This is a genomic window from Pseudomonas sp. GW823-FHT02F05, assembly GCF_058797315.1.
Map to the genome: position 1 here is coordinate 102,756 of NZ_JBXAJM010000005.1, position 24,655 is coordinate 127,410.

The following is a 24,655-nucleotide window of genomic DNA, read 5'->3' on the forward strand; positions in this document are numbered from 1 at the left end:
GCTCCCACCGTTGGAATGCAATTAGATCGTTCCCACGCTCCGCGTGGGAACGCCGCCAGGGACGCTCTGCGTCCGCTCTTTACGTCGTGACGCAAAGCGTCACAGGATGCATTCCCACGCAGAACGTGGGAACGATCGAGGACACACCCATGAAGATATCCAGACAAGCCTACGCCGACATGTACGGCCCCACCGTCGGTGACAAGGTGCGCCTGGCCGACACCGAACTGTTCGTCGAAGTCGAGCAGGACTTCACCGTCTACGGCGAAGAGGTCAAATTCGGCGGCGGCAAGGTGATCCGTGACGGCCAGGGCCAGAGCCAATTGCTCGCCCATGAAGTGGTCGACACGCTGATCACCAACGCATTGATCATCGACCACTGGGGCATCGTCAAGGCCGACGTCGGCTTGAAGAATGGCCGCATCCACGCGATTGGCAAGGCCGGCAACCCGGACATCCAGCCCGGCGTGACCATGGCCATCGGCGCGAGCACCGAAGTGATTGCCGGTGAAGGCATGATCCTCACCGCCGGCGGCATCGACTCCCACGTGCATTTCATTTGCCCACAGCAGATCGAAGAGGCCCTGACCAGCGGCGTCACCACCATGATCGGCGGCGGCACGGGGCCGGCTACCGGCACCAACGCCACCACCTGCACCTCCGGCCCGTGGCACCTTGCGCGGATGCTGCAGGCCAGCGATTCGTTCCCGATGAACATTGGCTTTACCGGCAAGGGCAACGCCAGTTTGCCCGAGCCGCTGATCGAGCAGGTCAAGGCCGGTGCTATCGGTTTGAAGCTACATGAAGACTGGGGCACCACGCCCGCCAGCATCGACAACTGCCTGAGCGTCGCCGATGCCTACGACGTGCAGGTGGCGATCCACAGTGACACCCTCAATGAGTCGGGCTTTGTCGAAACCACCCTCGCCGCGCTCAAGGGCCGCACCATCCACACGTACCACACCGAAGGTGCCGGTGGCGGCCATGCACCGGACATCATCAAGGCCTGCGGCTTCCCCAATGTGCTGCCCAGCTCCACCAACCCGACGCGGCCGTTCACGCGTAATACCATCGACGAACACCTGGACATGTTGATGGTGTGTCACCACCTGGACCCAAGCATTGCCGAAGACGTGGCCTTCGCCGAAAGCCGCATCCGCCGCGAAACCATCGCCGCCGAAGACATCCTGCACGACCTCGGCGCGTTCTCGATGATCAGCTCCGACAGCCAGGCCATGGGCCGTGTCGGCGAAGTGATCACGCGCACCTGGCAGACCGCCGACAAGATGAAAAAACAGCGTGGCCCCCTGCCGGGCGACGGCGTGGGCAACGATAACTTCCGCGCCAAACGCTACATCGCCAAGTACACCATCAACCCGGCGATCACCCACGGTATCAGCCATATCGTCGGTTCCATCGAAGTCGGCAAATGGGCCGACCTGGTGCTGTGGCGCCCGGCGTTTTTCGGCATCAAGCCCACGCTGATCCTCAAGGGCGGCGCCATTGCTTCGAGCCTGATGGGCGACGCCAACGCCTCGATCCCGACGCCGCAGCCGGTGCATTACCGCCCCATGTTCGCCAGCTTCGGCAGCTCCCTGCACGCCACCAGCCTGACGTTTATCAGCCAGGCCGCGCAGGCGGCCGGACTGCCCGAGGCCCTGGGCCTGAAGAAGCAGATCGCGGTGGTCAAAGGTTGCCGCGACGTGCAGAAAACCGACCTGATCCACAACGATTACCTGCCGGATATCGAGGTGGACCCACAGACCTATCAGGTCAAGGCTGACGGTCAGTTGCTGTGGTGCGAACCGGCCGAGGTGTTGCCGATGGCCCAGCGGTACTTCCTGTTCTAGAGGATGGCGCGGATCGCTTGATCGGTCAGTGTCTGGTTCAAGGTGATCAGTTCGCCATTGATCCGACCAAAGGTGTCGTCGTAGTCTTGCTGGGACATCAGTTGCCCCGGCTCACTTTCCGAAGCCGGTCGGCCCAGGCGCTGAGCCGACCGGCTGATGGTTTGGCGCAGGGCCTGCCTCGCGCTCTCAGGGAGGTTGGCTGCGGCGGCCCATTGTTCCTGCGCGGCCTGATAGTCAATCAGTGCATCGAATTTTGCGGCAATCGACGCGTAGTCAGCTGGATGAGCCCGCTGCAGAAAGTCGGTCCACATCGGTTGCTCCAGCAGGTTGCCACGCAGCAGCTCGCCTTGGTCCAGTAGCTGTACGCGGTTGAATGCCTCCTCGACCATGGGCGCCGTCACATAATCCTCGCGGAACATCATGCTCCGCGATTGCCAGGGCAGGTCCAGACGGGTTGCCAATGGCGTTGTGTACGCCAGGTAGATCTCGACTTCGTCGATATCAGCGATCAAATTGCCGCGGGCATCGTAATGATCGATGCGTGCGCCTTTGGCGTCGTACTCCGGAAACTTGACGCCGTCATCCTGCAGTTGGGACACGCGCTCATGGGCGATACGGCCCAACTCATCGAGCCGCCACTTGCCCCTGGCCAGGTTGAAGACAGTTTTGCGCACGGAGGCCACGTCCTCGCTGAAGTACGCCGACCAATGCAGCACGGCAACGCCCATCGCATTGAACATCTGGGCTCCGGCGTCCACGCAGGCTGCAGGGTCCCGGGCCATCAGGAACAACTGCTCGCGCAATTCGGCGTCTTCGCCCATCGCCTCGAGTATGCGCCAGACCTTGGCGGTCAGTTCCGACAACCATACGCCGCCCCCGACTGTCGAGTCCCCGGAGTTTCTGACGGCACGAAGAACATTGAAAAAGCCCTCAGAGCCAAACGAACCTTCAAGCATGTCCCATAACACCTGCCTGGAGGGCCATTCCTGCGCCGAATAACCGGTTTTCCACTGCTCGCTGTCGCGCGCGCCCCTTTTCGGCAATTGGCGATCCGGATCCCGGCCGGCAGCCTCGATGTACCGCTTGAATTGAGCAAGCAGTTCAGGCGTCAGCGTTTCACGGGTGAGGAAGGTTTTCGCCACAATCAATGCCTTATCCGAGCCCGGCGCGAACTCGGGAATCCGCGCTATCGGGTTCTGCCGCATATCCAGAATGAAGTCTTCCGGCCTGGGCACACGGAACACACTGCTAGGCCACTCCACCAGGCTTGTTTCATTGAGCAGCAAGGTATGTAAGCGCGGCATGCGCCCGACATCGGGTGGCAAGCCGAGTGGGTTCATTTCCAAAAATAACTCTTTGAGATGCACCCGATCTTTCAAACGCAAGACGTCTTCAGGCGTAAGGACAATACTGTTACCGCCCAAATGCAACCGCTGCAAATGCGGCATCTGTTCGATGGCTGACGGCAGGCGTGTCAGTTGAGCGGCCTCGATCCCTAATCGACGCAGACCGCGAAAGTTGGCGAGCAGTGGCTGCACATCCGCATCCGTCAGCTGCGAGCCTTCGGTTCCCACAATGCCCAAGTAGCTGACATGGTCGAAGTTTGCAGTCAGTGCGGGCAAGGTTCGGAGCTGCTGCGCCAGGTCCTCTTCCAACCATTCGATTTTCTGCCCCAAGAGGCGCCCATTTCGATCGTAGTGCCGTGGGCCAACCTTTCTCCAGGCGTCATCCAGCGCCGTATAAATCTTGCGCCTGGCCCTCAGCACCTGGCGTTGCTGGTCACCGAACGCCTCCATGCCTTGGGGCGGTGTGCTCAACCAGTTGTGCAAGGTGGCCTGCAGGGTCTTGTACTCTTGCTCCAACGCACGCAGCCAGCTCAGATCCAGCGCGCCGCGCTCGTTGATCAGGGCGAGCATTTCGTCCCGGGTGATTTCCGGGTACAGGCTGCGGACCCGCTCGCGTGTGATTTTTTCCCACTCAGTGCCACCGCGCCCGCTCAATGGATAGCCGCGACGCTCGCCCGGCAACACGCTCGGCGGTCGAAAAAACGGCAGCTTTTCCGGCGACATGCCCAAGGCTTTGCGCAACGGTGCTCGGCCTAATGCATGTTGCTGGATCAACCCCTTCAATTGCTCACCCTGGCCGACATGGGGCAGGCCAATCGCGTTGCGATGGGCGTCGGTCAACGCGTGCTGCAAGGCGCCATAGAAACCATTGAGGCCATGCAGATCCTGACCGCGCTCATCAAAGGCTTGATAACGTCCATCCTCCGTACGTGCCAGGACCTTGCGATTGCTCGCCTCCTGAGGGCCAAAACTGGCACGCAATGGGCCTTCAAACCGACCCTCGCGCACTTCCAGGCGCAGATTGTCCGACCAGCCGGGCAGCGCCGGCAGTGTGTGGAGGGCCAGGGTTTCGGTGTCTGGGCCGGCCAACGCATCGAGGTACAAGCCTTCATACGCGAGGGTCAGGCGCATTTGCTGCTGCGCCCGGCGCGCCTTTTCAGCGAGGCGCAGGGGAATGCGCTTGGCGCGGCTCATCGTGTCGCGCTCGGTCGGCGTCGCGTCCGCCAGCACTTCGCGCGCCAAAATCGTCGGCACACCGCTGAAGTCACGCTGGATCAGCATAATCGCGGTGTCGGAGAGTGGCTGCTGCTCGACGTAAATACTCTTCATCAACCGCTCGCGCACCTCGATGGCCCTTTGTTCGAGTTTCAATTGCAGGGCCTCGGTTCTCGCCTCGGGTGTGCGGGCGGTGTAACTGCCCACCAGAGCATCGCGCTGAGGTTCGCTGAACGCTTCGATAATGCGTATGGGCAACTGGCCGCTCATCAATTCGGCGCGGTGGACCTGCACGGTGTCCGCCGCCGCAGCCTGCTGATTACCGTATTTGATCGACGGCCCGCTCAACTCGGTGCCGGAAAATGCCTCGATCGCCTTGCTCGCTGGCCATCCAGGCAACTCCACCGCCAGGGATGCGGCATAGCTGCACAGTGCGCTGCTGAGCGAGCCCTGGCGAATACCCTCGGCGACGCTCACCGCATCGCGATACGCCCTGAACTGGCGCAGGGTGTCGAGCAGGATCGCCGGTACCGGCTCGCCTTCCACATGCACGCGGCGCAGCACGTCCTCACTCACCGCCGCAACGCTGCGCACCTGCTCCAACTCGGCATCACTGAAGCCCTCCGTCACCGGGCCCAATCGCCGCATCAACGTGGCGCCTTCCCAGGTGTGCGGGCGTTCCACTTCATGGTTCCAGAGGCCAGCGCCGTTGCTCTTCAATATCGGTTGATAGGCCTCGGCGCGCGTGGGATGGAGGATGCGGTATTGCTCGGTCAGCGGGTCTTGTTGCACGGCATAGCGTTTACCCTCCAATGGCAGCACGGTCTGGCCGTTGTGCCGGTGCAGGCCTTGCTCATCCGCCGCCACTGAAGGTAGGGACGCGGTGTGCTCATAGGTCGACAAGTCGGGTTTCCACAGCCGAGTCTTGCCACTGGGGAGAGTGACGGCCTTGAGCTGCTCGATAAACGGCGACACGGTGAAGTGCACCACGGCTGCCTGCACCGCCAGCGTCGCCAGGTTTTCCACCACGTCGGTGATGTGCGCCCAGCCCTCTTCGCGATCGCCTTCGCTCAGCTCGATGACACCTTCGATGACTTCGTAGAGCATTTGCCCGGCCATCGCCACGGCCATCAGCACGCCAAGCGGTGGCACCGCCATGGCCACCAGGTTGAGACCGAACAGGCCAATGCTCATGTAATGCGCGGCGCGCAGTGAGCGCGAGGCCTCATCGACATCGGCGGTGCTCACCGCACGATGCCGCGCATTCTCGAACAGGCGGGCACGCAGGCTGCCCAGGCGATAGGTCCACAGGTCCGGAACTTGCCAAAGGTCAACGAGGGTATGAGCGCGAATGTTGAATTCAGGGGCAGTGGCATGCACGCGCACGTAGGGATGTGGTTCGCCCAGTGTCGAAGGCGTGGCAAAGGACGGAGAAGTGAGCAGGCGCCCCCATTCGGATCGCAAGGCCTGTGCGCCAAATGGCTGGGGAGGTGCGTCCAGCACCAGTTCGGTCAGCCGTTTGTAGTAGTAGGCGCGGTCTTTGTCGGCAACGAACCGGGCAAAAAAATGCTGGTTCGGCGTAGCCCTCCAGCCTTGAGAGCGGTCAGCTTCCTGGGTGGTTTTCGCGCTCAGGCGCTCGGTCAATGCAGTGCTGAAGTCATTGAAGGTGTCATAGCGCTTGATGGGATGGTCGGGGTCATCGGGAATATAAACGATGACCCAGCAGGTGTAGCCAGGCTTGGCGCAAGCGTCGATGACCAGGCAATCATGCAGGTGCAGGTTCATCAGGCTCAGGCTGCGATACACGATGGGCTTGCCGTCGCTGAGAATGTGTTTTTCCCCGGCCGCCACACGCATCAGCAAGGCGTGGTCGCTGTCACCAATGTCGCCCTTGAGCAACGCCAGGTACGCTGCCGCCTTGAAGGCGGCTTTCTGGTGCCGGACATAACGCTCGCGCAGTTCGGCCTGGGACTCGGCGTCGTCAGGTTTCAACTGCGCCTTGAGGTGAGCCTGGTACTGCTTGCCCAGGTCCAGTTCTCGGCAAAGCTGGGTGAACGCATGAATCTTCAGGGTCGTGGTGTGGCGCTCGAAATGATCGCGCACGTCCGGTTGGGTGATGAAACCTGAGGCACTGTCGAAATAGCCCTCTCGAGTCTCGCGTTGCTCAAAGTTGCCAAGGGCAGCGTGCAGCAGGGAGAACGTTTTGACCCTGAAGCCACTGGTCTTTACGCCAAAGGCATCTTCGACCGGTACATACAGGCGCAACCAGGTTTGATTGACGTCCAGCTCGTGGCCGATAGCCTTTAGCTTGGCTTCCAACAAGGGTTGGGCAAACGCTTGCTCCGAGCGTATGTGACTGAAGGTTTTCTCCAGTTCGTTGAGCGACTCGCAACGGGCGTCCAGCAACACTTTGAGCTGATCTTTGTGCGCCTGGGAAGCAGCGTCATACCAGCGGGGAATGGCTGGCGGCGTGTCTTTGAGGGCCTTGCGACGGGAGGGCGAACTGTTGACCAGGCAAGTAGGGATCGCCTGTTTGATCAGTTCGTAATGTTGGCCCTGCTCACCAGGAAGCGGGGTGACGGGGTCGGTGACCTGAAAGTCCGGCATGGGATGACAACCTTTTCTTGGAAGAGGTTGTCATCCTAGGCACGCCGTTTTTGCGGCTGGCGCTAACTAAATCAATGACCCGTTCAGAACTGCTCGCGCGGGTTGAACGCAGCCTTTTGCGCCAGGGCCTCCCACAATGCCTTGACCTCATCATCCGCCGCCTTGGGCATGACGGCCTTGAGCTGGATGAACAGGTAGCCACGTTGCCCGGCCTTGTTCAGCAAACCATGGCCCTTGGCACGCATGCGCTGGCCGTTCTGGCTACCGGCAGGCACCTTGAGGTTGATCTTGCCGGTGAGGGTCGGCACGGCCACTTCCGTGCCCAGCGCCAACTCCCAGGGTGCCAGCGGCAGGTTGATGATCAGGTTTTCGCCGTCCACCTCGAACCTGGGGTGGGGCGCAAACTTGATGATCAGGTACAAATCACCATTGGCCCCGCCGCCAATGCCAGGCGCGCCCTGGGCCTTGAGGCGAATGCGCTCGCCATCGGCCACACCGGCCGGGATCTTCACGTTCAGGCTTTTGGTGGTGTTGCTCACATGCCGACCGGAGGCATCGTATTGCGGCACCTGGAAGCTGATCTGCTTGGACTCAGTGGACAGGGTTTCCTCCAGGGAGACCGTGAGCTGCATCTCCACATCCTGGCCCTTGCGCCCGGTAGGACGGCGCTGGCCGCCACCGAAAGCATCACCACGCGAGCCGAAGATCGAACTGAAAAAGTCCGAAAAGTCGCCCGCGTCCTGGCCACCACCAAAGCCGCCACGGCTCTGCCAGCCCGGTGGACCCTGGAACGGCTGGCCATGCTGGCCGTACTTGCGCAGTTCGTCGTATTCGGCGCGCTTGTCGGCGCTTTTAAGCGCTTCATAGGCCTCGGACGCATCCTTGAACTTGGCTTCGGCGTCCTTTTCCTTGCTGACGTCCGGGTGATATTTGCGCGCCAGCTTGCGATAAGCCGACTTGATCTCTTTGTCATCAGCCGTGGGCTCGACACCGAGAATCTTGTAGTAGTCTTTGAAATCCATGGGGGCATCACCATCCGTTATCGATATCGCGCAGCCCGCCACACGGCACGCCATGGCTGGCAGCCTGGGAATTGATGTCAGGGCGCGTCATAAGTTAATCGGCGGCACACAGGGTCAGTGCAATCACTGTGTACCGCCTGGATATGCCCACAAGATTGGGGCAAAACCCGCCCTTTCAAGATGGGATATGGCTATTTACGACGACAGACCCTTTACTTACTCGGGTAGGATCAAGCAAACAGGTTTTTTATTGCCCCCTCAGTGTACTGATAATCCATGCGCAGCTCGGCGCCCGCTGAAATGTCTTCAGTGGCAAATACCGCCGTCAGTATCAAATTCTCGCGTTTGGTTCGCGCACCCTCCCCTACCCCCATCCACCTGTCTGCCTCGACATTGAAGCCCACCGCTTCAACGTTGTAGCCACTGGGGGCCTGGCGCAACGGTTTGCCCTGGGCGTCATACTCGAAGAGGGTATTGATTCTGGAAATAATATTATCCCCCGACAGGTGGATCGGCTCTTCCACCAGGGTATTGCCCCGCGCGACCTCCTTGCTTCCTACCCTCATGGTGTACGTCTGCCCGCTGGGTCCGAAGATCCCCATGGGCAATACCGTTCCGCCGTACACGCCGACGATCTCGCCCTTGGCGATACGCCGGTTGGCAACCACCGTGGCCTGGCCTATCAACGCGCTTTCACCGGGCGCTTTCATGTCCTGGGCCGTAAACGAACGTAGCTGGAGTTTCTCTTCATAGCGTGCGCCCACCTGCTCATAGCCCTGAAATTGAATGTAGGGCTTGATCTGCTCCGAGGTGTAGCGCACACCGGGAGCTATCGTGACCGCTTGCTCCAATTCGCGAATGCGGATCGCCCGGCCTTGATAGTCCCTGAGCGGGTATTTGCCGTTATTGGCACGGTTATAACTGCCGATGCGATTGGGGCTGGCCGTAAAGTGGATATCGCGACGCATATGGCGCAGTTCCTCCGCCGTGTAGGGCGTTACCGGCATGGACTCCGACGCGTCGAAAAACTCATCGTCGGAGCCCTGCGGCTTCATCCCACCCGCCAACCCCCTGCGCTTCCAGACCCCATGGATATCGGGCTTGGCTACCACCCCACTGCTGACCAGCGCCAACGGGTTCTGGGGTGCCTGCACCCGCAAGATGTAATGCTCGCCATCGCCCGCATCCGGCATGCTCGCGACAAAATACTGTTTGCCGTTGAAATCGATGGCTTTAGCCTCAGACAGTTGCAGCTCCTGACCCACAGGCTCCACCAACACTTCAAGGCTCGCAGTGGGCATCAACGCCTGCGCCACTTCATCGCGGGACAGGGTTTGAATCAGCTGTGCTTCTTCGATTGCAAACTGCCCCTGCAGTGCTTCGGCCTCACCGTCGAACACCGCCTTGGAGATTGCACCGGACTCGAAATCGCGCAACAACGCATTCATTTGTTCGTGATGGGGTTGGTTCTGCGCCTCGAACCGCGAGCGGTATTTGTTCGCGATGTAGTCTTGCCAGAATTCCCTGGCGAGCATGGCTTGAAACTCATGCACCGAATTATCCAGGCCGATCACCTTATCGTACGCAGCATCCAGCATCGCCTGGCTGACGTTGCCGAAACGAATGAACCTGGTCTGCTGCGCCTGGCCAGGCAAGTCAAGCCGCTCTTTAAGGCCGTAACGATAGGCCAGCCTGATTTCCACTTCTTCCAGAGCCCTTAGAGCGTCAGCCTTCTGCGTCGCCGTCAGGTCTTCGCGGCTATTGATCGCAGTCCGGCGCTGGTCGATATCCGTAAGGGCGATCTTTTCCACTTCCTCCAGACGGAACAAGCCCCTGGACAGCTTCACCAGCGCGGCGCCCTGAGTCGAATCCAACGCCTGGGCCTTGGCATTGCTGGTCATCAGCAGGATTTCCAGATTACCGAAGGTCAACGCGGCACGGTCGCAACACGTCGCCTGGCCCGCCCATTCGAACATCTCCTTGCGCAGCTGCTCCGACTCGGCGCTGTGGCTGGCAATCGCGTCGATCACCTCCCACACCCGCTGCTGCACATCCTCATATTCAGCGGGCGCCACGTTCAGGTCTCTGAGCATGTCGAAAAAACCGTCCGAGCCTGGCAGTGCACGCAGGGTGGACCATTGGCTTTGGCGCTGGGCAAGCTGCTGCGTTGACAACCCTCTGGCCCAGCGCTGAAACGGCGCTGAGTCGCCAGTAACGGCCTGCGGCACAGTCACCTCCAGAGTGCTGCGCACCAACCTGTTGGCCGCTCGCTCCGGGTCGGTAAGCCGACGGTTGTAATCGGCGATTCGCGCCTGAGTTTCGGCGGACAAGGGGTTCAGGCCCAGGTCAGTGACGCTGGTTACCCGCAGGGATTGCGCCAACGCCTCGTCCGAGGGGGCAATCAGCGCATCGGGCAGCGTTGAAATCCGACTGCCCCTCAGGTACACCGCATCCAGGCTGGGCTGCGCCCCCAGCCCGGTGGGAAAGGTTTCAATATGGGTATTGCCCATCCCCAGCGAACGCAAATCCGTCATCTGGCTGAAATCCGGCGCGATATCAAGGGGGTTTGAATTGAGGATCAAGGCTCTGAGGGTGCTGCGCGACGCCAGCATCGCAGCCGACTCCGGGTTCAGGCGTATCTGGTTATTTTGCAACGACAGCCGGGTCAGGCCATGCATCTGCCCCAGCGCCGGCGGCAACTCGCGCAACTGGTTGCGCGACATGTCCAGCCAGCGTACGCCCTGATGGCGAGCGAGGAACCCCTCAGGCGAAGTACTGAGGTTCATGTTGCTCAGCTTGAGTGAGCCTACGTGGCTGAAGTCCGCATCCAGGTCGGGCAGGCTTGGCAGCGTCAGGCCGCTGAGGTCCAGCTCCAGGCCGAAGGGCTCGCCGTCGTTGGTGAGCTGTTGCGGGGTTTCACGGCGCCAGCAGCGCATGATGCGGTTGTGCGCCAGGTTGCGATCACGCAGTGACGCAGCATCGGTGGCGCGCTCCCCCACGCGCACATAGCGCTGGCGCTCGCCGCCGCCTGAAAATGCCCACGCGTTCAACTGCCTGAGCAGCACAGAAAACTCCTGCCAGCGCCGGTCCAGCTCGGTATCGGCGCCTTCGCCCCAGCTCCAGACAAGCTCCCGGGCCTTTTGCAGGGAATACTCGGGGTACATGTGCTGCACCATTTCCAGGCGTGGATTTCTGCTGTCAAAGGCGCCATCGAGAGCGCCTGACACAAGGTCGGGGCGTGACTGGTTCACGTCCTGCCAATACTTATCGAATGTTTCCCAGTAATCGTGTGGGAAGCGATTGCCATCAAGCAAGGTGACGTTATTGATCCGCACGATCGTTTCCAGTTGATCTGCCGGCGGAACAAGATTGTCCTGCGGTACCTGCAGCAGTCGATTGTGACGTAAGTCGACGCGCTCCAGCCCAGTCTGCGTCCTCAACCCCGAAGGCCAACGCTCGATTCGGGTGAAAGATAGATTCAGCGCTCTTAAATGCGGCATACCGCCGAAATCAGGCAATGTACCCAGCGGATTTTCCGAAAGATCCAGCACTTGCAAGGCATCCAGAGCGCTCAAGCTTGCCGCGCTACGCTCGCTCAGTTTCAGTTCATTGGAGGGCAGTTTCAACGACGTGAGCTGCTTCATATCGCCGATCACCGCCGGCAACTCGACCAACTCGGCGCCAGTCATGCTCAGGCTCTTGATATGCGTGAAATTTTCGAGGAACAACGAGCTGGAGTGCCCCTTCCATGTGAGCCCCGATAACGCCACTTCCTGGACATGACTGAAGTCGGCCTTCAGCGGCGGCAAATCCACCCAACGAATCTCGTCTTTTGAACGACGGATATTCAACTGGCTTCCGGTCTCGCGACGCCAGCAGCGTTTGATTGCATCACTCACACGCCATTCGGCGCTGTAGTACGCCAGGGCATGTGGCCCTCTGGAGCGAGCCCACGCTTTCAAGGATTTTTTCAGGTGGTGGTATTCCAGCTCACGACTGGCCAACCCGCCTGGGACATCTTCGCCCAGCGACTGAATAAACGCTGTGACTTGCTCCTCAGTGAATGATGGATACAACCGGCGTACCCGCTCTGCTGGAGAGCGCAGCACATTAGCCGCCACCCTTGCCATATGCCGAAAGCCCGGAGCGCCGCCCATCAAGCGGACCATCGGATCGTACTCGGGCTTGCGCAGCGGTTGGTCCTCCAGCACCGTGCGCAACGCCTGGCGCGAAAGAGGGCTGCGTTGAATCGCCTGCTTCAATTCGACCGCGCTGCCCAACCCGAGACGCTGACGCTCATCGGGCGCGAGTTGCTCCCAGATGGCGCTGTAGAAATCGCCGGGCATGGTTGCCTGGAACTCACCGCTGTCCAGCAGTATCAGGCTGCGCTTGTGCGGGAAGTCGGGGGAGCCGATGGCATCCATCAGCGTGCCCTCCGCCGAATACTGACGCAACTCCACCCGCGAGCCACGGTGCCAGCCCGGCAGGGTTTCCAGGGTGCGCAAGGCCAGGCGCTGACTGTCGAGGTGGGTCTGAGTGTCCAGGTGCAGCCCTTCGTAGGCGCGCGCCACGCGGGTTTCCTGCGCGCACCATTGAGCCTGCGTGGCCAACCGGTCAGGCAGGCGCCCGCTGCTGCGAAAAGCGGTCAGCTCATCCACAGCAGCGCCTTGCAGCAAGCGTTCGGCGGCCAGCGTCGGCAAGGCCGGGTAGGCATCCAGCACGCGCTGCACATCGGCGTCAGGCGTTGGGTTCAACGCACGGTAACGCTCCTCCAGCAGCGGTCCCTTGAGGCTATCAACGGCATCGCCAAGGTACTGGCGCAGCTTGGCGGCGCGAACGTCCAGCGACTCTTCGGGGCTGCCGGGGAATTCCTTGAGCCGCGGGTCGACGCCTTGCAAGGTGTACAGCAACTCCCTGAGTAAACGGCCCTGGGCCATGGCGGTCTCGGTCAACACCATCACGCGCTTGGGCAACAAGGGCGACGCATCGGCGCTTTCCCACACGACCTCGCCCGTTGGGCCGATGACTTTCAGCGCTACGCCATCAGGCAGCAGGCCGCGGCGTTGAAGCAGGTCAAACTGCAGTGCCGGTTCGGCCTTCTGGTAGACCAGCGGGTCACTGCTTTTGATTTGCTCGACAAAGGTAGTCAGTTGCTGATGCAGCTCGAAGCGCTTGATGGTGTCGTCAAGCAACAGCGGCAAGGGTTCATGATCGACCGCAACCTGGCGCAGAGCGTCAGTTTCGACGCCGCTGATACGCAACGGATCCGCCTGCTCGACCAGCCCGAGGCGCTTGATCAAGGTGGGCTCGTCCCAGGTCAGCGGTTCTTCCAGCTCATGGGTCCACACCCCGTTATGGTTGTGTTCCAATTCCGGCGCGTAGGCGTCGGGGCGAGTCGGGTGCTGAATACGGTACTGGCCGCTCGGGTCTTGCTTGACCTGGTAATGCGTATTCTCGAACGACACCCATTGCTGACCGGCATGATCGTACAGGCCCAACGTATTGGGCTTGACCTCTGGCGCCGGTTTGGTGGTAGAGGCATAGGGCCTGAGGTCGGGGTTCCACAGCACCTGCTTGCCCGTGGGCAGCGTCACCGGTTTGAGGTGATCCACTGCGCTTTGCCATTTGACGGCGGGCAGCACCTTGGACCCGGTGGCAATGAACGCTACGTTCAGGGCTACCGATGCAAAATGCGCCCACATCTGCCGGGGCTCGCCTTGATCGTAGGCCTCGATGCCTTCAAACACTTCGTAGCACATCTGCGATGCGCCCACGGCCAACATGATCGGGCCGAGCCCCGGCACCACGAACGCGGCCAGGTTGAATACGCTGACGGCCGCCTCGAAAAAGCCTTCCAGGCGTTCGAGCCGGGCCTTGCGGTCCTCGTCTTCGGTGGGCACGGCCACTGCGCGTGCATCGCTCAGGATCTTGCTGATATGCGCCTGGCGACTGCGCTGCCAAAGGTCACCGGCAAGGGCGAACTCTTGCATAGGCAAGCGCGCCAACGGCGTGCGCAACGGGTAGTCCGCGCCGCCATTGCCGTTACTGGCAGGCTGGTACAGACGGTTGAACCGGGTGAAGAACCCGCCTTGTTCGCGCACCGGCACAAAGCGGCTGAAGAAGCGCCGGTACGATGCGCTGTGCAGACGGGTACGCAAGTCGGCCATGAATTCGCCACTGGACGCATACTCCTTGAGGGGCTGTTGCGGGTCGCCGGGGATGTACACCACTAGAGGCTCGGGGCGGTTGGTGTTTTGCCGATCAGGGCCGATCAGCAGCGGCCCCACCAATACGCTGTCGAACACGTTGAGCGCGGTGTATGTCACAGGCTTCCCGGCCAGTTTCGGCGTGGCGGAGCCCGTGACCACATTCTGGAGCATCTGGCAGGCGTCGGCACTGAGCGGTCCGGTGCTTTGCAACCGGGCAATATCGATGCACAGTGCCAACTGCTCGCGTTGATGCTCTTCCAACAGCTGTTCAAGCGCCTGGCGTTCATCCGCGTCCTGGGGCTCTACAATGGCCTTGATATGCGCCTGATAAAGCGCGCCAAGGTCCAATGTGCGGCAAAGCCTGGCGAAAGCATGGGGCGTGATCGCCACCGCCTGTGCCTGGACGGCCGCGAAGGTCGCAATGATGTGGGGGTTTTCTAGGTTGAAGGTGGTGATCAGTTGGCAATCGGTGCACGACGACGGCTGCTCTTCATCGGCCTCGAAATTGGCCAGGGCCGCTTCCAACAGGGAAATGCCGCGATACCTGTAGCTCAGTGACGGGTCGTTTTGCTGCTCGAAAACAAAGGCACCGTAAAAGTCATCGCGAGCACCTTTTGAGCCGTATTTGCGCACGAAAAATACATTGCGCACATCCAGTTCCAGGTTGAACTCTTTCTTGATCGCCTCTTTGAGCGGCTGTTCGGCGAAGGCCAGGACGTCTTCAATCTGGCCCAGGTGCTCTTCAATCGCATTGAGCGTTTCGCGAAAGCGCGTGTGCCGGGCAGCCAGAGTGGCTTTGTCTTGGTGAGTGGCGGCCAGGTACCAGGCAGGAATATCCATCTCGTGCGTGCCTAGCTCTTGCTGGCGTTGCGGCGAGCCTTCCATGAACCAGTTCGGCACGCGTTGTTTGAGAAAGTCGTAATGCACGCCGCGCAGGTCGGCGTTGAAGGTTGCATCAGGCATAGCGATTCGTCCGTGAGGGCAGTAAAACCCGAGCCTAACCAAGCCCCTGCCGGTTCAAGACGTAGCTATATAGCGCGAATTTACGGATCGCCGGTCTACGCATCCGCTCGCGAGTGACATACACTGCGCGGCCGTTTTTTGCCCGGAACCTGTAAGACATGAAAAACGAATCTCCAGCCCGTGCCTGCGGCATCGATTTCGGCACGTCCAACTCCACCGTCGGCTGGATCCGCCCCGGCGAGGAGACGCTGATCGCGCTGGAGGACGACAAGATCACCCTGCCGTCAGTGGTGTTCTTCAACTTCGAGGAGCGCCGGCCGGTATATGGTCGCCTGGCGCTGCACGAATACCTGGAGAACTACGAAGGCCGCCTGATGCGCTCGCTCAAGAGCCTGCTGGGTTCCAAGCTGATCAAGCACGACACCAGCGTGCTCGGCACTGCCATGCCCTTCACCGACCTGCTGGCACTGTTTATCGGCCAACTCAAGAGCCGCGCCGAAGCCAACGCCGGTCGTGAATTCGAAGAAGTGGTACTGGGCCGCCCGGTATTCTTCGTCGATGACGACCCGATGGCCGACCAGGAAGCGGAAAACACCCTGGTGGATGTGGCGCGCAAAATCGGCTTCAAGGACATCTCGTTCCAGTACGAACCGATTGCAGCGGCGTTCGACTATGAGTCGACCATCGAGAAAGAAGAGCTGGTGTTGATCGTCGATATCGGCGGTGGTACCTCCGACTTCTCCCTGGTGCGCCTGTCGCCGGATCGTCGTCACAACGACAATCGCCAGAGCGACATCCTCGCCACCGGCGGCGTGCACATCGGCGGTACCGACTTCGACAAACAGCTCAGCCTGCAAGGCATGATGCCGCTGTTCGGCTACGGCAGCCGCATGAAGAGCGGCGCCTACATGCCCACCAGCCACCACATGAACCTGGCCACCTGGCACACCATCAACTCGGTGTACTCGCAAAAATCCCAGCTGGCCCTGGGCAGCATGCGCTACGACATCGAAGACACCGGCGGCATCGACCGCCTGTTCAAACTGATCGAACAGCGCGCCGGGCACTGGCTTGCCATGGAAGTGGAAGAAACCAAGATCCAGCTCACCCATCAAGACAGCCGCCACGTGCCGCTGGACCGCATCGAAGCGGGCCTGAGCGTAGACCTGAGCCGCGCACTGTTCGAGTCGTCCATCGACAGCTTGCTGGAACGTGTACGCGGCAGCGTCACGCAGTTGCTCAACGACGCCTCGGTGAGCGTGGCGCAGGTGGACACGGTGTTCTTTACCGGCGGTTCCAGCGGCATCCCGGCGCTGCGCCACAGCATCTCTGCAATGCTGCCGAATGCGCGGCATGTGGAAGGCAATATCTTCGGCAGTATTGGCAGTGGTTTGGCGATTGAGGCGAGCAAGCGTTACGGTTGCTGAGTTGTAGCTGACACCGTGGCGCGCCCACTTGACGGTAACCACGATGCGAAGCGAGCCGCTTTTGATCTTGATCTGCTTTTGATCTTAGGCGCCCCGTTAAACCACGCTGGCCGGAATTCGACAGGGATTTGGGGGGTAAACCGGCAGGGATGCCGGTTTAGCCGCCCCGCGCCATGGATGGCGCGTGGCGGCGGCCCCCCAAATCACTGGCGGATTACGGGCACACCGAGCCTAGGCGAGGTGCCGAGTGGTGGGGCAAGAGCGTTTTGCTTACTTTTGCGCTTTTCAAAAGTGAGCCGCCGTCAGGGCGGAACCCTAAGCGGCCATTGCCGCAGGAATGGATATGTACACAATCCAGCTGTGTTGACTGTCAGGCCGCCATCGCAGGCAAGCCAGCTCCCACATTCAGATCGTGGGGGGGGCAGGTGGGTAGGCGTCGGCTGTCAGGCCGTCACGGGAGCAAGCTCCCTCGCCACAGGTCCAGCGCCGTACCAAAATTGTGTAGATAACTGTGGCCAACGCGAGCACATCTGCATTCTGTGCACTGCACATCAAAAGCCTTGATAAAAGCGCGCAGCCGCTCAGCTATACTCCCCTCCATTTGAATGGCCCTGCGAGGAATTACTGTGAAGAACTGGACCCTGCGCCAAAGGATTTTGGCGAGCTTTGCGGTAATTATCGCGATCATGCTGCTGATGGTCGTGGTCTCGTATTCGCGCCTGCTGAAAATCGAAATCAGCGAAAACTCAGTGCGGGACGATGCGGTGCCCGGGGTGTTTTTCAGCTCCATGATTCGTAGCGCCTGGGTCGACAGCTACCTGCAGACCCAGGAGTTGGTCGGGATCCACGAGAACCAGGGCATTTCCGAAACCGACAAACAGGACTACAAGTCTTTCGAGGCTCGGCTTGAGCAACATATGGCCAGCTACGCAGGGACGATCAATATCACCCAGGATCGCACCGAATTCGATGCCTTCGAAAAACTGCACCAGAGCTACAACCAGATTCTCGCCCAGGTCTTGGCAGCCCATCAGAGCAATAACGCGGCCGAAGCACTGAGGTTGTTCAACGAGCAACTGACCCCCGCCTGGACCGCAGGCCGCATGAAGCTCAATGACATTATCAACGAAAACAAACAGGTCGCCGACAACGCCACCGCCGCCATCGATGATGCGGTAGCGGCCGCGAAGATCAGCATGGGCGTCTCGCTGTTGCTGGCGATTCTCGCCGCCGCGCTGTGTGGCCTGTTGCTGATGCGCGCGATCATGGCGCCGATGCAGCGCATCGTTCAAATCCTCGAAGTCATGCGCACCGGTGACCTGAGCAAGCGCCTGAATCTGGAGCGCAAGGACGAATTCAACGCGGTTGAAACCGGCTTCAACGACATGATGACCGAGCTGACCGCCCTGGTGTCCCAGGCGCAGCGTTCATCGGTACAGGTCACTACCTCGGTCACCGAAATTGCCGCGACCTCCAAGCAGCAACAGGCGACCGCTACCGAAACAGCGGCCACGACCACAGAAATCGGCGCCACTTCCCGCGAAATTGCCGCCACGTCCAAGGACTTGGTCCGCACCATGACCGAAGTGTCTACCGCCGCCGACCAGGCCTCGGTGGCTGCCGGTTCCGGCCAGCAGGGCCTGGCCCGCATGGAAGAAACCATGCACTCGGTGATGGGCGCTGCCGACCTGGTCAACGCCAAGCTGGCGATCCTCAATGAGAAGGCTGGCAACATCAACCAGGTGGTAGTCACCATCGTCAAGGTGGCTGACCAGACCAACCTGTTGTCCCTCAATGCTGCGATCGAGGCTGAGAAAGCCGGCGAGTACGGCCGCGGCTTTGCCGTGGTTGCCACCGAAGTGCGCCGCCTGGCCGACCAGACCGCTGTGGCGACCTACGACATTGAGCAGATGGTGCGTGAGATCCAGTCGGCGGTGTCGGCAGGGGTGATGGGCATGGACAAATTCTCCGAGGAGGTGCGCCGCGGCATGTCTGAGGTGCAGCAAGTGGGCGAGCAACTGTCGCAGATCATCCATCAGGTACAGGCCCTGGCGCCGCGGGTGTTGATGGTCAACGAAGGCATGCAGGCCCAGGCCACCGGTGCCGAGCAGATCAACCACGCGCTGGTGCAATTGGGCGATGCCAGCAGCCAGACCGTCGAATCCCTGCGCCAGGCCAGCTTTGCCATTGATGAACTGAGCCAGGTTGCGGTCGGTCTGCGCAGCGGCGTCTCGCGTTTCAAAGTCTGATGAGCGAGCTCGCGGCTAAACGCGGTGCCGTCCCGGCAGCGAAAAAGGCGTTGTTTCTGGTGTTTCGCATCGGCAACGAACGCTTTGCCCTCAAGGCTACGGAAGTGGCCGAGGTGCTGCCGCGCCTGGCGCTCAAACCTATCGCCCAAGCGCCCTTGTGGGTGGCGGGTATCTTCGCCCATCGTGGGGTGCTGGTGCCGGTCATCGACTTGAGCGCCCTGACGTTCGGCACTTCGGCCCAGGCGCGTACCAGCACGCGCCTGGTGCTGGTCAATTACCAGCCGCAGCCCTGGAGTGAGGCGCGTTGGCTGGGGCTGATTCTGGAACAGGCCACCGACACCCTGCGTTGCGACCCCGCCGAATTCCAGCCCTATGGCCTGGACAACCGGCAGGCGCCGTACCTGGGGCCGGTGCGTGAAGATGCCCAGGGCTTGATGCAGTGGATTGGCGTTGCGGATCTGTTGACCGCGCCAGTGCGCGCCTTGCTGTTTTCCGCCGAGTTGAGCCTATGAGCAATGACCCGCGGTTTTTCGCGTTTTTGAAAGAACGCATCGGCCTGGACGTCGCTTCGGTGGGCGAGGCGATTATCGAACGCGCGGTGCGCCAGCGCTGCCAGTCGTCCCAGTCGCAGTCGGCGGAGGCTTACTGGCAACACCTGCAAACCTCCCATGACGAGCAGCAGGCGCTGATCGAAGCGGTGATCGTCCCCGAGACCTGGTTTTTCCGCTATCCCGAATCCTTTGCAACCCTGGCCCGCCTGGCCCAGGTGCGTCTGGCCGAGATCAATCAGCTGCGCGCCCTGCGTATTCTCAGCCTGCCGTGTTCGACGGGCGAAGAACCCTATTCGATTGCCATGGCCTTGCTCGATGCGGGCCTGGCGCCCCACCAGTTCAAAGTGCAGGGCATGGATGTCAGCCCGCTGTCGGTGGAGCGCGCGCGGCGGGGCGTGTACGGCAAGAACTCGTTTCGCGGCGCCGACCTTGAGTTTCGTGACCGTCACTTCACTGAAGACGCAGGTAATTACCGCATCGCCGACCGGGTGCGCGAACAAGTGCGCCTGCAAGTCGGCAACTTGCTGGACCCGGCACTGCTGGCGAATGAGCCAACCTACGATTTTGTGTTCTGCCGCAACTTGCTGATCTACTTCGACCAGCCGACCCAGAAACAGGTCTTTGATGTGCTCAAGGCATTGACTCACGTAGACGGTGTGCTGTTTATCGGCCCGGCCGAGGGCAGCCTGCTGGGGCGTCACGGCATGCGCTCCATCGGTGTGCCGCAGTCCTTTGCCTTCAGTCGGCATGTAGAACCGGCCCCGCCGGTTGCACCTGTGGTCAAACCGACGCCCGCGCCGCTACCGCAGCGCAGGGCGGCGCCGATACCGCTCAAGCCGCGGCCGTTCAGCACCGTCAGCCCCAACGTGCCACCGGTCAAAGTGGTGACTACCGATGCCGGGGATTTGCTCAGCCAGATCGCAACCCTGGCCAACGAGGGCAAAAGTGCCGAGGCCCGAGCGGCCTGCGAACGGTATTTGAGCAGTCACCCGCCGGCCGCCCAGGTGTTTTACTGGTTGGGGCTGCTCAGCGATGTGGCTGGCAGTGCCCTGGAGGCCCAAGGGTATTACCGAAAAGCCCTGTATCTGGAACCGCAGCATCCCCAGGCCCTGATGCACCTGGCCGCGTTGCTCGAGTCCCAGGGTGACAGTGCCGGCGCGCGCCGTCTTCAGGCACGCGCCGCCCGTAGCGAGCGAGCTGACAGTGAGTCCAAACGATGAGTAGCCCTGACGCGCTCGACACCGCAGGCCTGGACCTGACGCTGACCGATACCCAAGCCATTGACGACTGTTGGAACCGCATCGGTATTCATGGCGACAAGTCCTGCCCGTTGTTGGCCGAGCATATCCACTGCCGCAATTGCTCGGTGTATTCCGCCGCCGCCACACGCCTGCTCGACCGCTACGCACTGCAACAGGACGACCATCACGCGCAGGCAACTGCCGAAGCGGATAACGAGGTGGTCACCCGTTCGCTGTTGATGTTCCGCCTCGGCGAAGAATGGCTCGGTATCGCCACCCGTTGCCTGGTGGAAGTGGCGCCGTTGCAGCCGATCCACTCGCTGCCGCACCAGCGTTCCCGAGCGCTGCTGGGCGTGGCCAACGTACGCGGGGCGCTGGTGGCGTGCCTGTCACTGGTGGAACTGTTGGGCCTGGACAGCACCAGTGCCGGCGCCAGCGGCGGGCGGATCATGCCGCGCATGCTGATCATCGCTGCCCAGGACGGCCCGGTCGTGGTGCCGGTGGATGAAGTAGACGGCATCCATGCCATCGATGAGCGCACCTTGAAGGCCGCATCGGTGTCCGGCACCCAGGCCAGCGCACGCTACACCCAAGGCGTGTTGCAGTGGAAAGGCCGCAGCCTGCGTTGGCTGGACGAAGCGCAATTGTTGTCCGCCGTGACCCGGAGCCTCGCATGACCCCCGACCAGATGCGCGATGCCTCGCTGTTGGAACTGTTCAGCCTGGAGGCTGATGCGCAGACCCAAGTGTTGAGCGCGGGCCTGCTGGCGCTGGAACGCAACCCGACCCAGGCCGACCAGCTCGAAGCCTGCATGCGCGCCGCGCATTCACTTAAAGGGGCGGCGCGGATTGTCGGTGTGGATGCCGGCGTCAGCGTGGCCCACGTCATGGAAGATTGCCTGGTCAGCGCCCAGGAAGGCCGTCTGTATCTGCAACCTGAACATATCGACGCATTACTGCAAGGTACTGATCTGCTGATGCGTATCGCCACCCCGGGCAACGATGTGGGGCCGACGGATATCGAGGCGTACGTAGCGCTGATGGAGCGCTTGCTCGATCCCTCGCAGCCGATTGCGACGCCCGCGCCAAAACCCGAGCCCATCCCCGCGCCGCGGGTTGACGCGCTGCTGCTGGAGCCCGAGCTGGAGCCTGCGCCACCGCTCGGCAGTGACGCGCCGCGCCAGAACAAGCGCATGACCGAAGGCGGCGAGCGTGTGCTGCGGGTGACGGCTGAGCGCTTGAACAGTCTGTTGGACTTGTCCAGCAAATCCCTGGTGGAAACCCAGCGGCTCAAGCCGTACCTGGCCAGCCTGCAACGCCTCAAGCGCATTCAAAGTAACAGCTTGCGTGCGCTGGATGCCCTGGACGGCCAGCTCAAGTCGCTGGATCTGAACCTGGAAGCCCAGGAGGCCCTGGCCGATACCCGTCGCCTGCTGAGTGAAGCCCAGGCCCTGCTGGCGGAAAAAAACGCCGAGCTGGATGAGTTCGGCTGGCAGGCCGGCCAGCGCGCCCAGGTGCTCTACGACACCGCATTGGCCTGCCGCATGCGGCCGTTTGCCGATGTGCTGGCCGGGCAGGTGCGCATGGTGCGTGACTTAGGTCGCAGCCTGGGCAAGCAAGTGCGCCTGGAGATTGAGGGCGAAAAGACCCAGGTCGACCGGGACGTGCTGGAAAAACTCGAAGCGCCGCTCACCCATCTATTACGCAATGCGGTCGATCACGGCATCGAAACCCCTGAGCAACGCGTGCTGGCGGGCAAGCCGGCGGAAGGCTTGATTCGCCTGCGTGCGTCCCATCAGGCCGGGTTGTTGGTGCTGGAATTGAGCGATGACGGCAACGGTGTCGACCTCGAGCGCCTGCGCGGCACCATCGTCGACCGCCATCTGTCGCCGGTTGAAACGGCCCTGCGTCTGAGTGAAGAGGAACTGCTCACGTTCCTCTTCTTGCCAGGGTTCAGCCTGCGCGACAAAGTCACCGAAGTGTCCGGGCGCGGGGTCGGCCTGGACGCGGTGCAACATATGGTTCGTCAACTGCGCGGCGCGGTGGTGCTGGAGCAGACGGCGGGGCAGGGCAGCCGCTTCCATCTTGAGGTGCCGTTGACCCTGTCGGTGGTGCGCAGCCTGGTGGTGGAAGTCGGCGAAGAAGCCTATGCCTTTCCCCTGGCGCATATCGAACGCATGTGCGACCTGGCGCCCGACGACATCGTGCAGTTGGAAGGCCGCCAGCACTTCTGGCATGAGGGCCGGCACGTCGGCCTGGTTGCCGCCAGCCAGTTGCTGCAGCGCCCGCCGGGGCAGAGCCCGACAGATACCTTGAAGGTGGTGGTGATCCGCGAGCGCGATGCCGTGTACGGGATTGCCGTGGAGCGTTTTATCGGCGAGCGCACCCTGGTGGTGTTGCCGCTGGATGATCGTCTGGGGAAAGTCCAGGACATTTCCGCCGGGGCCTTGCTCGATGACGGCTCGGTGGTGTTGATCGTCGATGTCGAAGACATGCTGCGTTCGGTGGATAAATTGCTCAACACCGGTCGCCTGGAGCGCATTGCCCGGCGCAGCCAGCAGGCCACCGAAGCGCCGCGCAAGCGTGTGCTGGTGGTGGACGACTCACTGACGGTGCGCGAGCTGCAACGCAAATTATTACTCAATCGTGGTTATGAAGTCGCTGTTGCGGTCGATGGCATGGATGGCTGGAACGCATTGCGCTCCGAGGACTTCGACCTGCTTATCACTGATATTGATATGCCTCGCATGGACGGTATTGAATTGGTCACACTTTTGCGCCGTGACAGTCGCCTGCAATCGTTGCCGGTGATGGTGGTTTCCTACAAGGATCGTGAAGAAGACCGCCGCCGTGGCCTCGACGCCGGGGCCGACTATTATCTAGCCAAAGCCAGTTTCCATGACGACGCCTTGCTCGACGCCGTGGTTGAACTGATTGGAGGCGCCCGGGCATGAGGATTGCGATCGTCAATGACATGCCCCTGGCGGTGGAGGCCTTGCGCCGCGCCCTGAGTTACGAGCCCGCCCACGAGGTGGTATGGGTGGCCAGCAATGGCCTGGAAGCGGTACAGCGTTGCGCCGAGCTGACCCCGGACCTGATCCTGATGGACCTGATCATGCCGGTGATGGATGGGGTGGAGGCCACCCGGCAGATCATGGCCGACACGCCTTGCCCGATTGTGATCGTCACTGTCGACCGCCAGGCCAACGTCAGCCGCGTATTCGAAGCCATGGGCCACGGCGCCCTGGATGTGGTGGACACCCCGGCACTGGGCGTTGGCAACCCTAAGGATGCGGCCGCGCCCCTGCTGCGCAAGATCCTCAATATTGGTTGGCTGATCGGCCAGCGCGGCACGCGGGTGCGTGCCGAAACCCCGCCGCAGCGGGTCACCGGCAAGCGTCAACGGCTGGTGGCCATTGGTTCTTCGGCTGGTGGGCCGGCGGCACTGGAAGTTCTGCTCAAGGGTTTGCCCCGGGATTTTCCCGCCGCCATCGTGCTGGTACAGCATGTGGACCAGGTCTTCGCCGCCGGCATGGCCGAGTGGCTGAGCAGCGCTTCCGGCCTGCCGGTGCGCCTGGCCTGTGAGGGCGAGCCGCCTCAACCCGGCGTGGTATTGCTGGCCGGAACCAACCACCATATTCGCTTGTTGAAAAATGGCACGCTAGCCTATACCGCAGAGCCGGTGAACGAGATTTACCGGCCCTCCATCGACGTGTTTTTCGAAAGCGTCGCCAGCTACTGGAACGGTGACGCCGTTGGCGTCTTGCTCACCGGCATGGGGCGCGACGGCGCCCAGGGCCTCAAGCTGATGCGTGAGCAAGGATATTTGACCATCGCCCAGGACCAACAGAGCTCGGCGGTGTATGGCATGCCCAAAGCGGCGGCGGCGATTGATGCTGCTGTTGAAATTCGCCCACTGGATAGAATTGCGCCCCGATTGCTGGAGGTCTTTGCAAAATGAACAAAAATCTCCCGC

Annotated in this window: 11 protein-coding genes; 8 read left to right on the top strand and 3 right to left on the bottom strand. The window is 61.5% G+C overall.

The features are described from left to right. Window positions 1-149: 149 nt before the first annotated feature. Complete coding sequence (ureC, locus tag AC1RAC_RS08545; protein WP_054896378.1) at window positions 150-1,850, top strand: urease subunit alpha; 1,701 nt, start codon at window positions 150-152, stop codon at window positions 1,848-1,850. On the opposite strand, the gene AC1RAC_RS08550 is transcribed toward ureC, so the two are convergent. The 3 genes from AC1RAC_RS08550 to AC1RAC_RS08560 all read right to left on the bottom strand — a co-directional run bounded on the left by AC1RAC_RS08550 (window position 1,847) and on the right by AC1RAC_RS08560 (window position 15,212). Continuing rightward, window positions 1,847-7,018 carry a dermonecrotic toxin domain-containing protein gene (locus AC1RAC_RS08550; protein WP_492616500.1) on the bottom strand — a complete coding sequence of 1,724 codons (5,172 nt, stop codon included), beginning with the start codon at window positions 7,016-7,018 and terminating at the stop codon, window positions 1,847-1,849. The genes ureC and AC1RAC_RS08550 overlap by 4 nt on opposite strands. Window positions 7,019-7,101: 83 nt before the next feature. After that, entirely contained in the window at window positions 7,102-8,040 is a 939-nt protein-coding gene (locus AC1RAC_RS08555; RefSeq protein WP_034126393.1) for a DnaJ C-terminal domain-containing protein, read from the bottom strand. Window positions 8,041-8,270: 230 nt separating this feature from the next. Then, window positions 8,271-15,212, bottom strand: a complete 6,942-nt coding sequence (locus tag AC1RAC_RS08560; RefSeq protein WP_492616501.1) for a dermonecrotic toxin domain-containing protein — start codon at window positions 15,210-15,212, stop codon at window positions 8,271-8,273. A 158-nt stretch (window positions 15,213-15,370) separates the two neighbouring features. On the opposite strand from AC1RAC_RS08560, the gene AC1RAC_RS08565 reads away from it, so the two are divergent. From AC1RAC_RS08565 to AC1RAC_RS08595, 7 genes are all read left to right on the top strand, one after another. Then, complete coding sequence (locus AC1RAC_RS08565; RefSeq protein WP_054896375.1) at window positions 15,371-16,639, top strand: Hsp70 family protein; 1,269 nt, start codon at window positions 15,371-15,373, stop codon at window positions 16,637-16,639. Window positions 16,640-17,265: 626 nt separating this feature from the next. Continuing rightward, window positions 17,266-18,888 (top strand): methyl-accepting chemotaxis protein, encoded by a 1,623-nt coding sequence (locus AC1RAC_RS08570; RefSeq protein WP_014717193.1) that lies wholly within the window; start codon window positions 17,266-17,268, stop codon window positions 18,886-18,888. Further along, window positions 18,888-19,400 carry a chemotaxis protein CheW gene (locus AC1RAC_RS08575; RefSeq protein ID WP_034126504.1) on the top strand — a complete coding sequence of 171 codons (513 nt, stop codon included), beginning with the start codon at window positions 18,888-18,890 and terminating at the stop codon, window positions 19,398-19,400. Before AC1RAC_RS08570 ends, AC1RAC_RS08575 begins: the two co-directional genes overlap by 1 nt. Further along, entirely contained in the window at window positions 19,397-20,659 is a 1,263-nt protein-coding gene (locus tag AC1RAC_RS08580; RefSeq protein ID WP_127882179.1) for a CheR family methyltransferase, read from the top strand. Before AC1RAC_RS08575 ends, AC1RAC_RS08580 begins: the two co-directional genes overlap by 4 nt. Then, a complete protein-coding gene (locus AC1RAC_RS08585) occupies window positions 20,656-21,357 on the top strand; it encodes a chemotaxis protein CheW (RefSeq protein ID WP_034126506.1) in 702 nt (233 codons plus the stop codon). The genes AC1RAC_RS08580 and AC1RAC_RS08585 overlap by 4 nt, the downstream gene beginning before the upstream one ends. Further along, the gene (locus AC1RAC_RS08590; RefSeq protein ID WP_492616502.1) at window positions 21,354-23,633 is read left to right on the top strand and encodes a hybrid sensor histidine kinase/response regulator; all 2,280 of its coding nucleotides are present in this window, start codon (window positions 21,354-21,356) and stop codon (window positions 23,631-23,633) included. Before AC1RAC_RS08585 ends, AC1RAC_RS08590 begins: the two co-directional genes overlap by 4 nt. Then, window positions 23,630-24,640 carry a chemotaxis response regulator protein-glutamate methylesterase gene (locus tag AC1RAC_RS08595; protein WP_034126508.1) on the top strand — a complete coding sequence of 337 codons (1,011 nt, stop codon included), beginning with the start codon at window positions 23,630-23,632 and terminating at the stop codon, window positions 24,638-24,640. The genes AC1RAC_RS08590 and AC1RAC_RS08595 overlap by 4 nt, the downstream gene beginning before the upstream one ends. The last annotated feature ends 15 nt before the right edge of the window (window positions 24,641-24,655 follow it).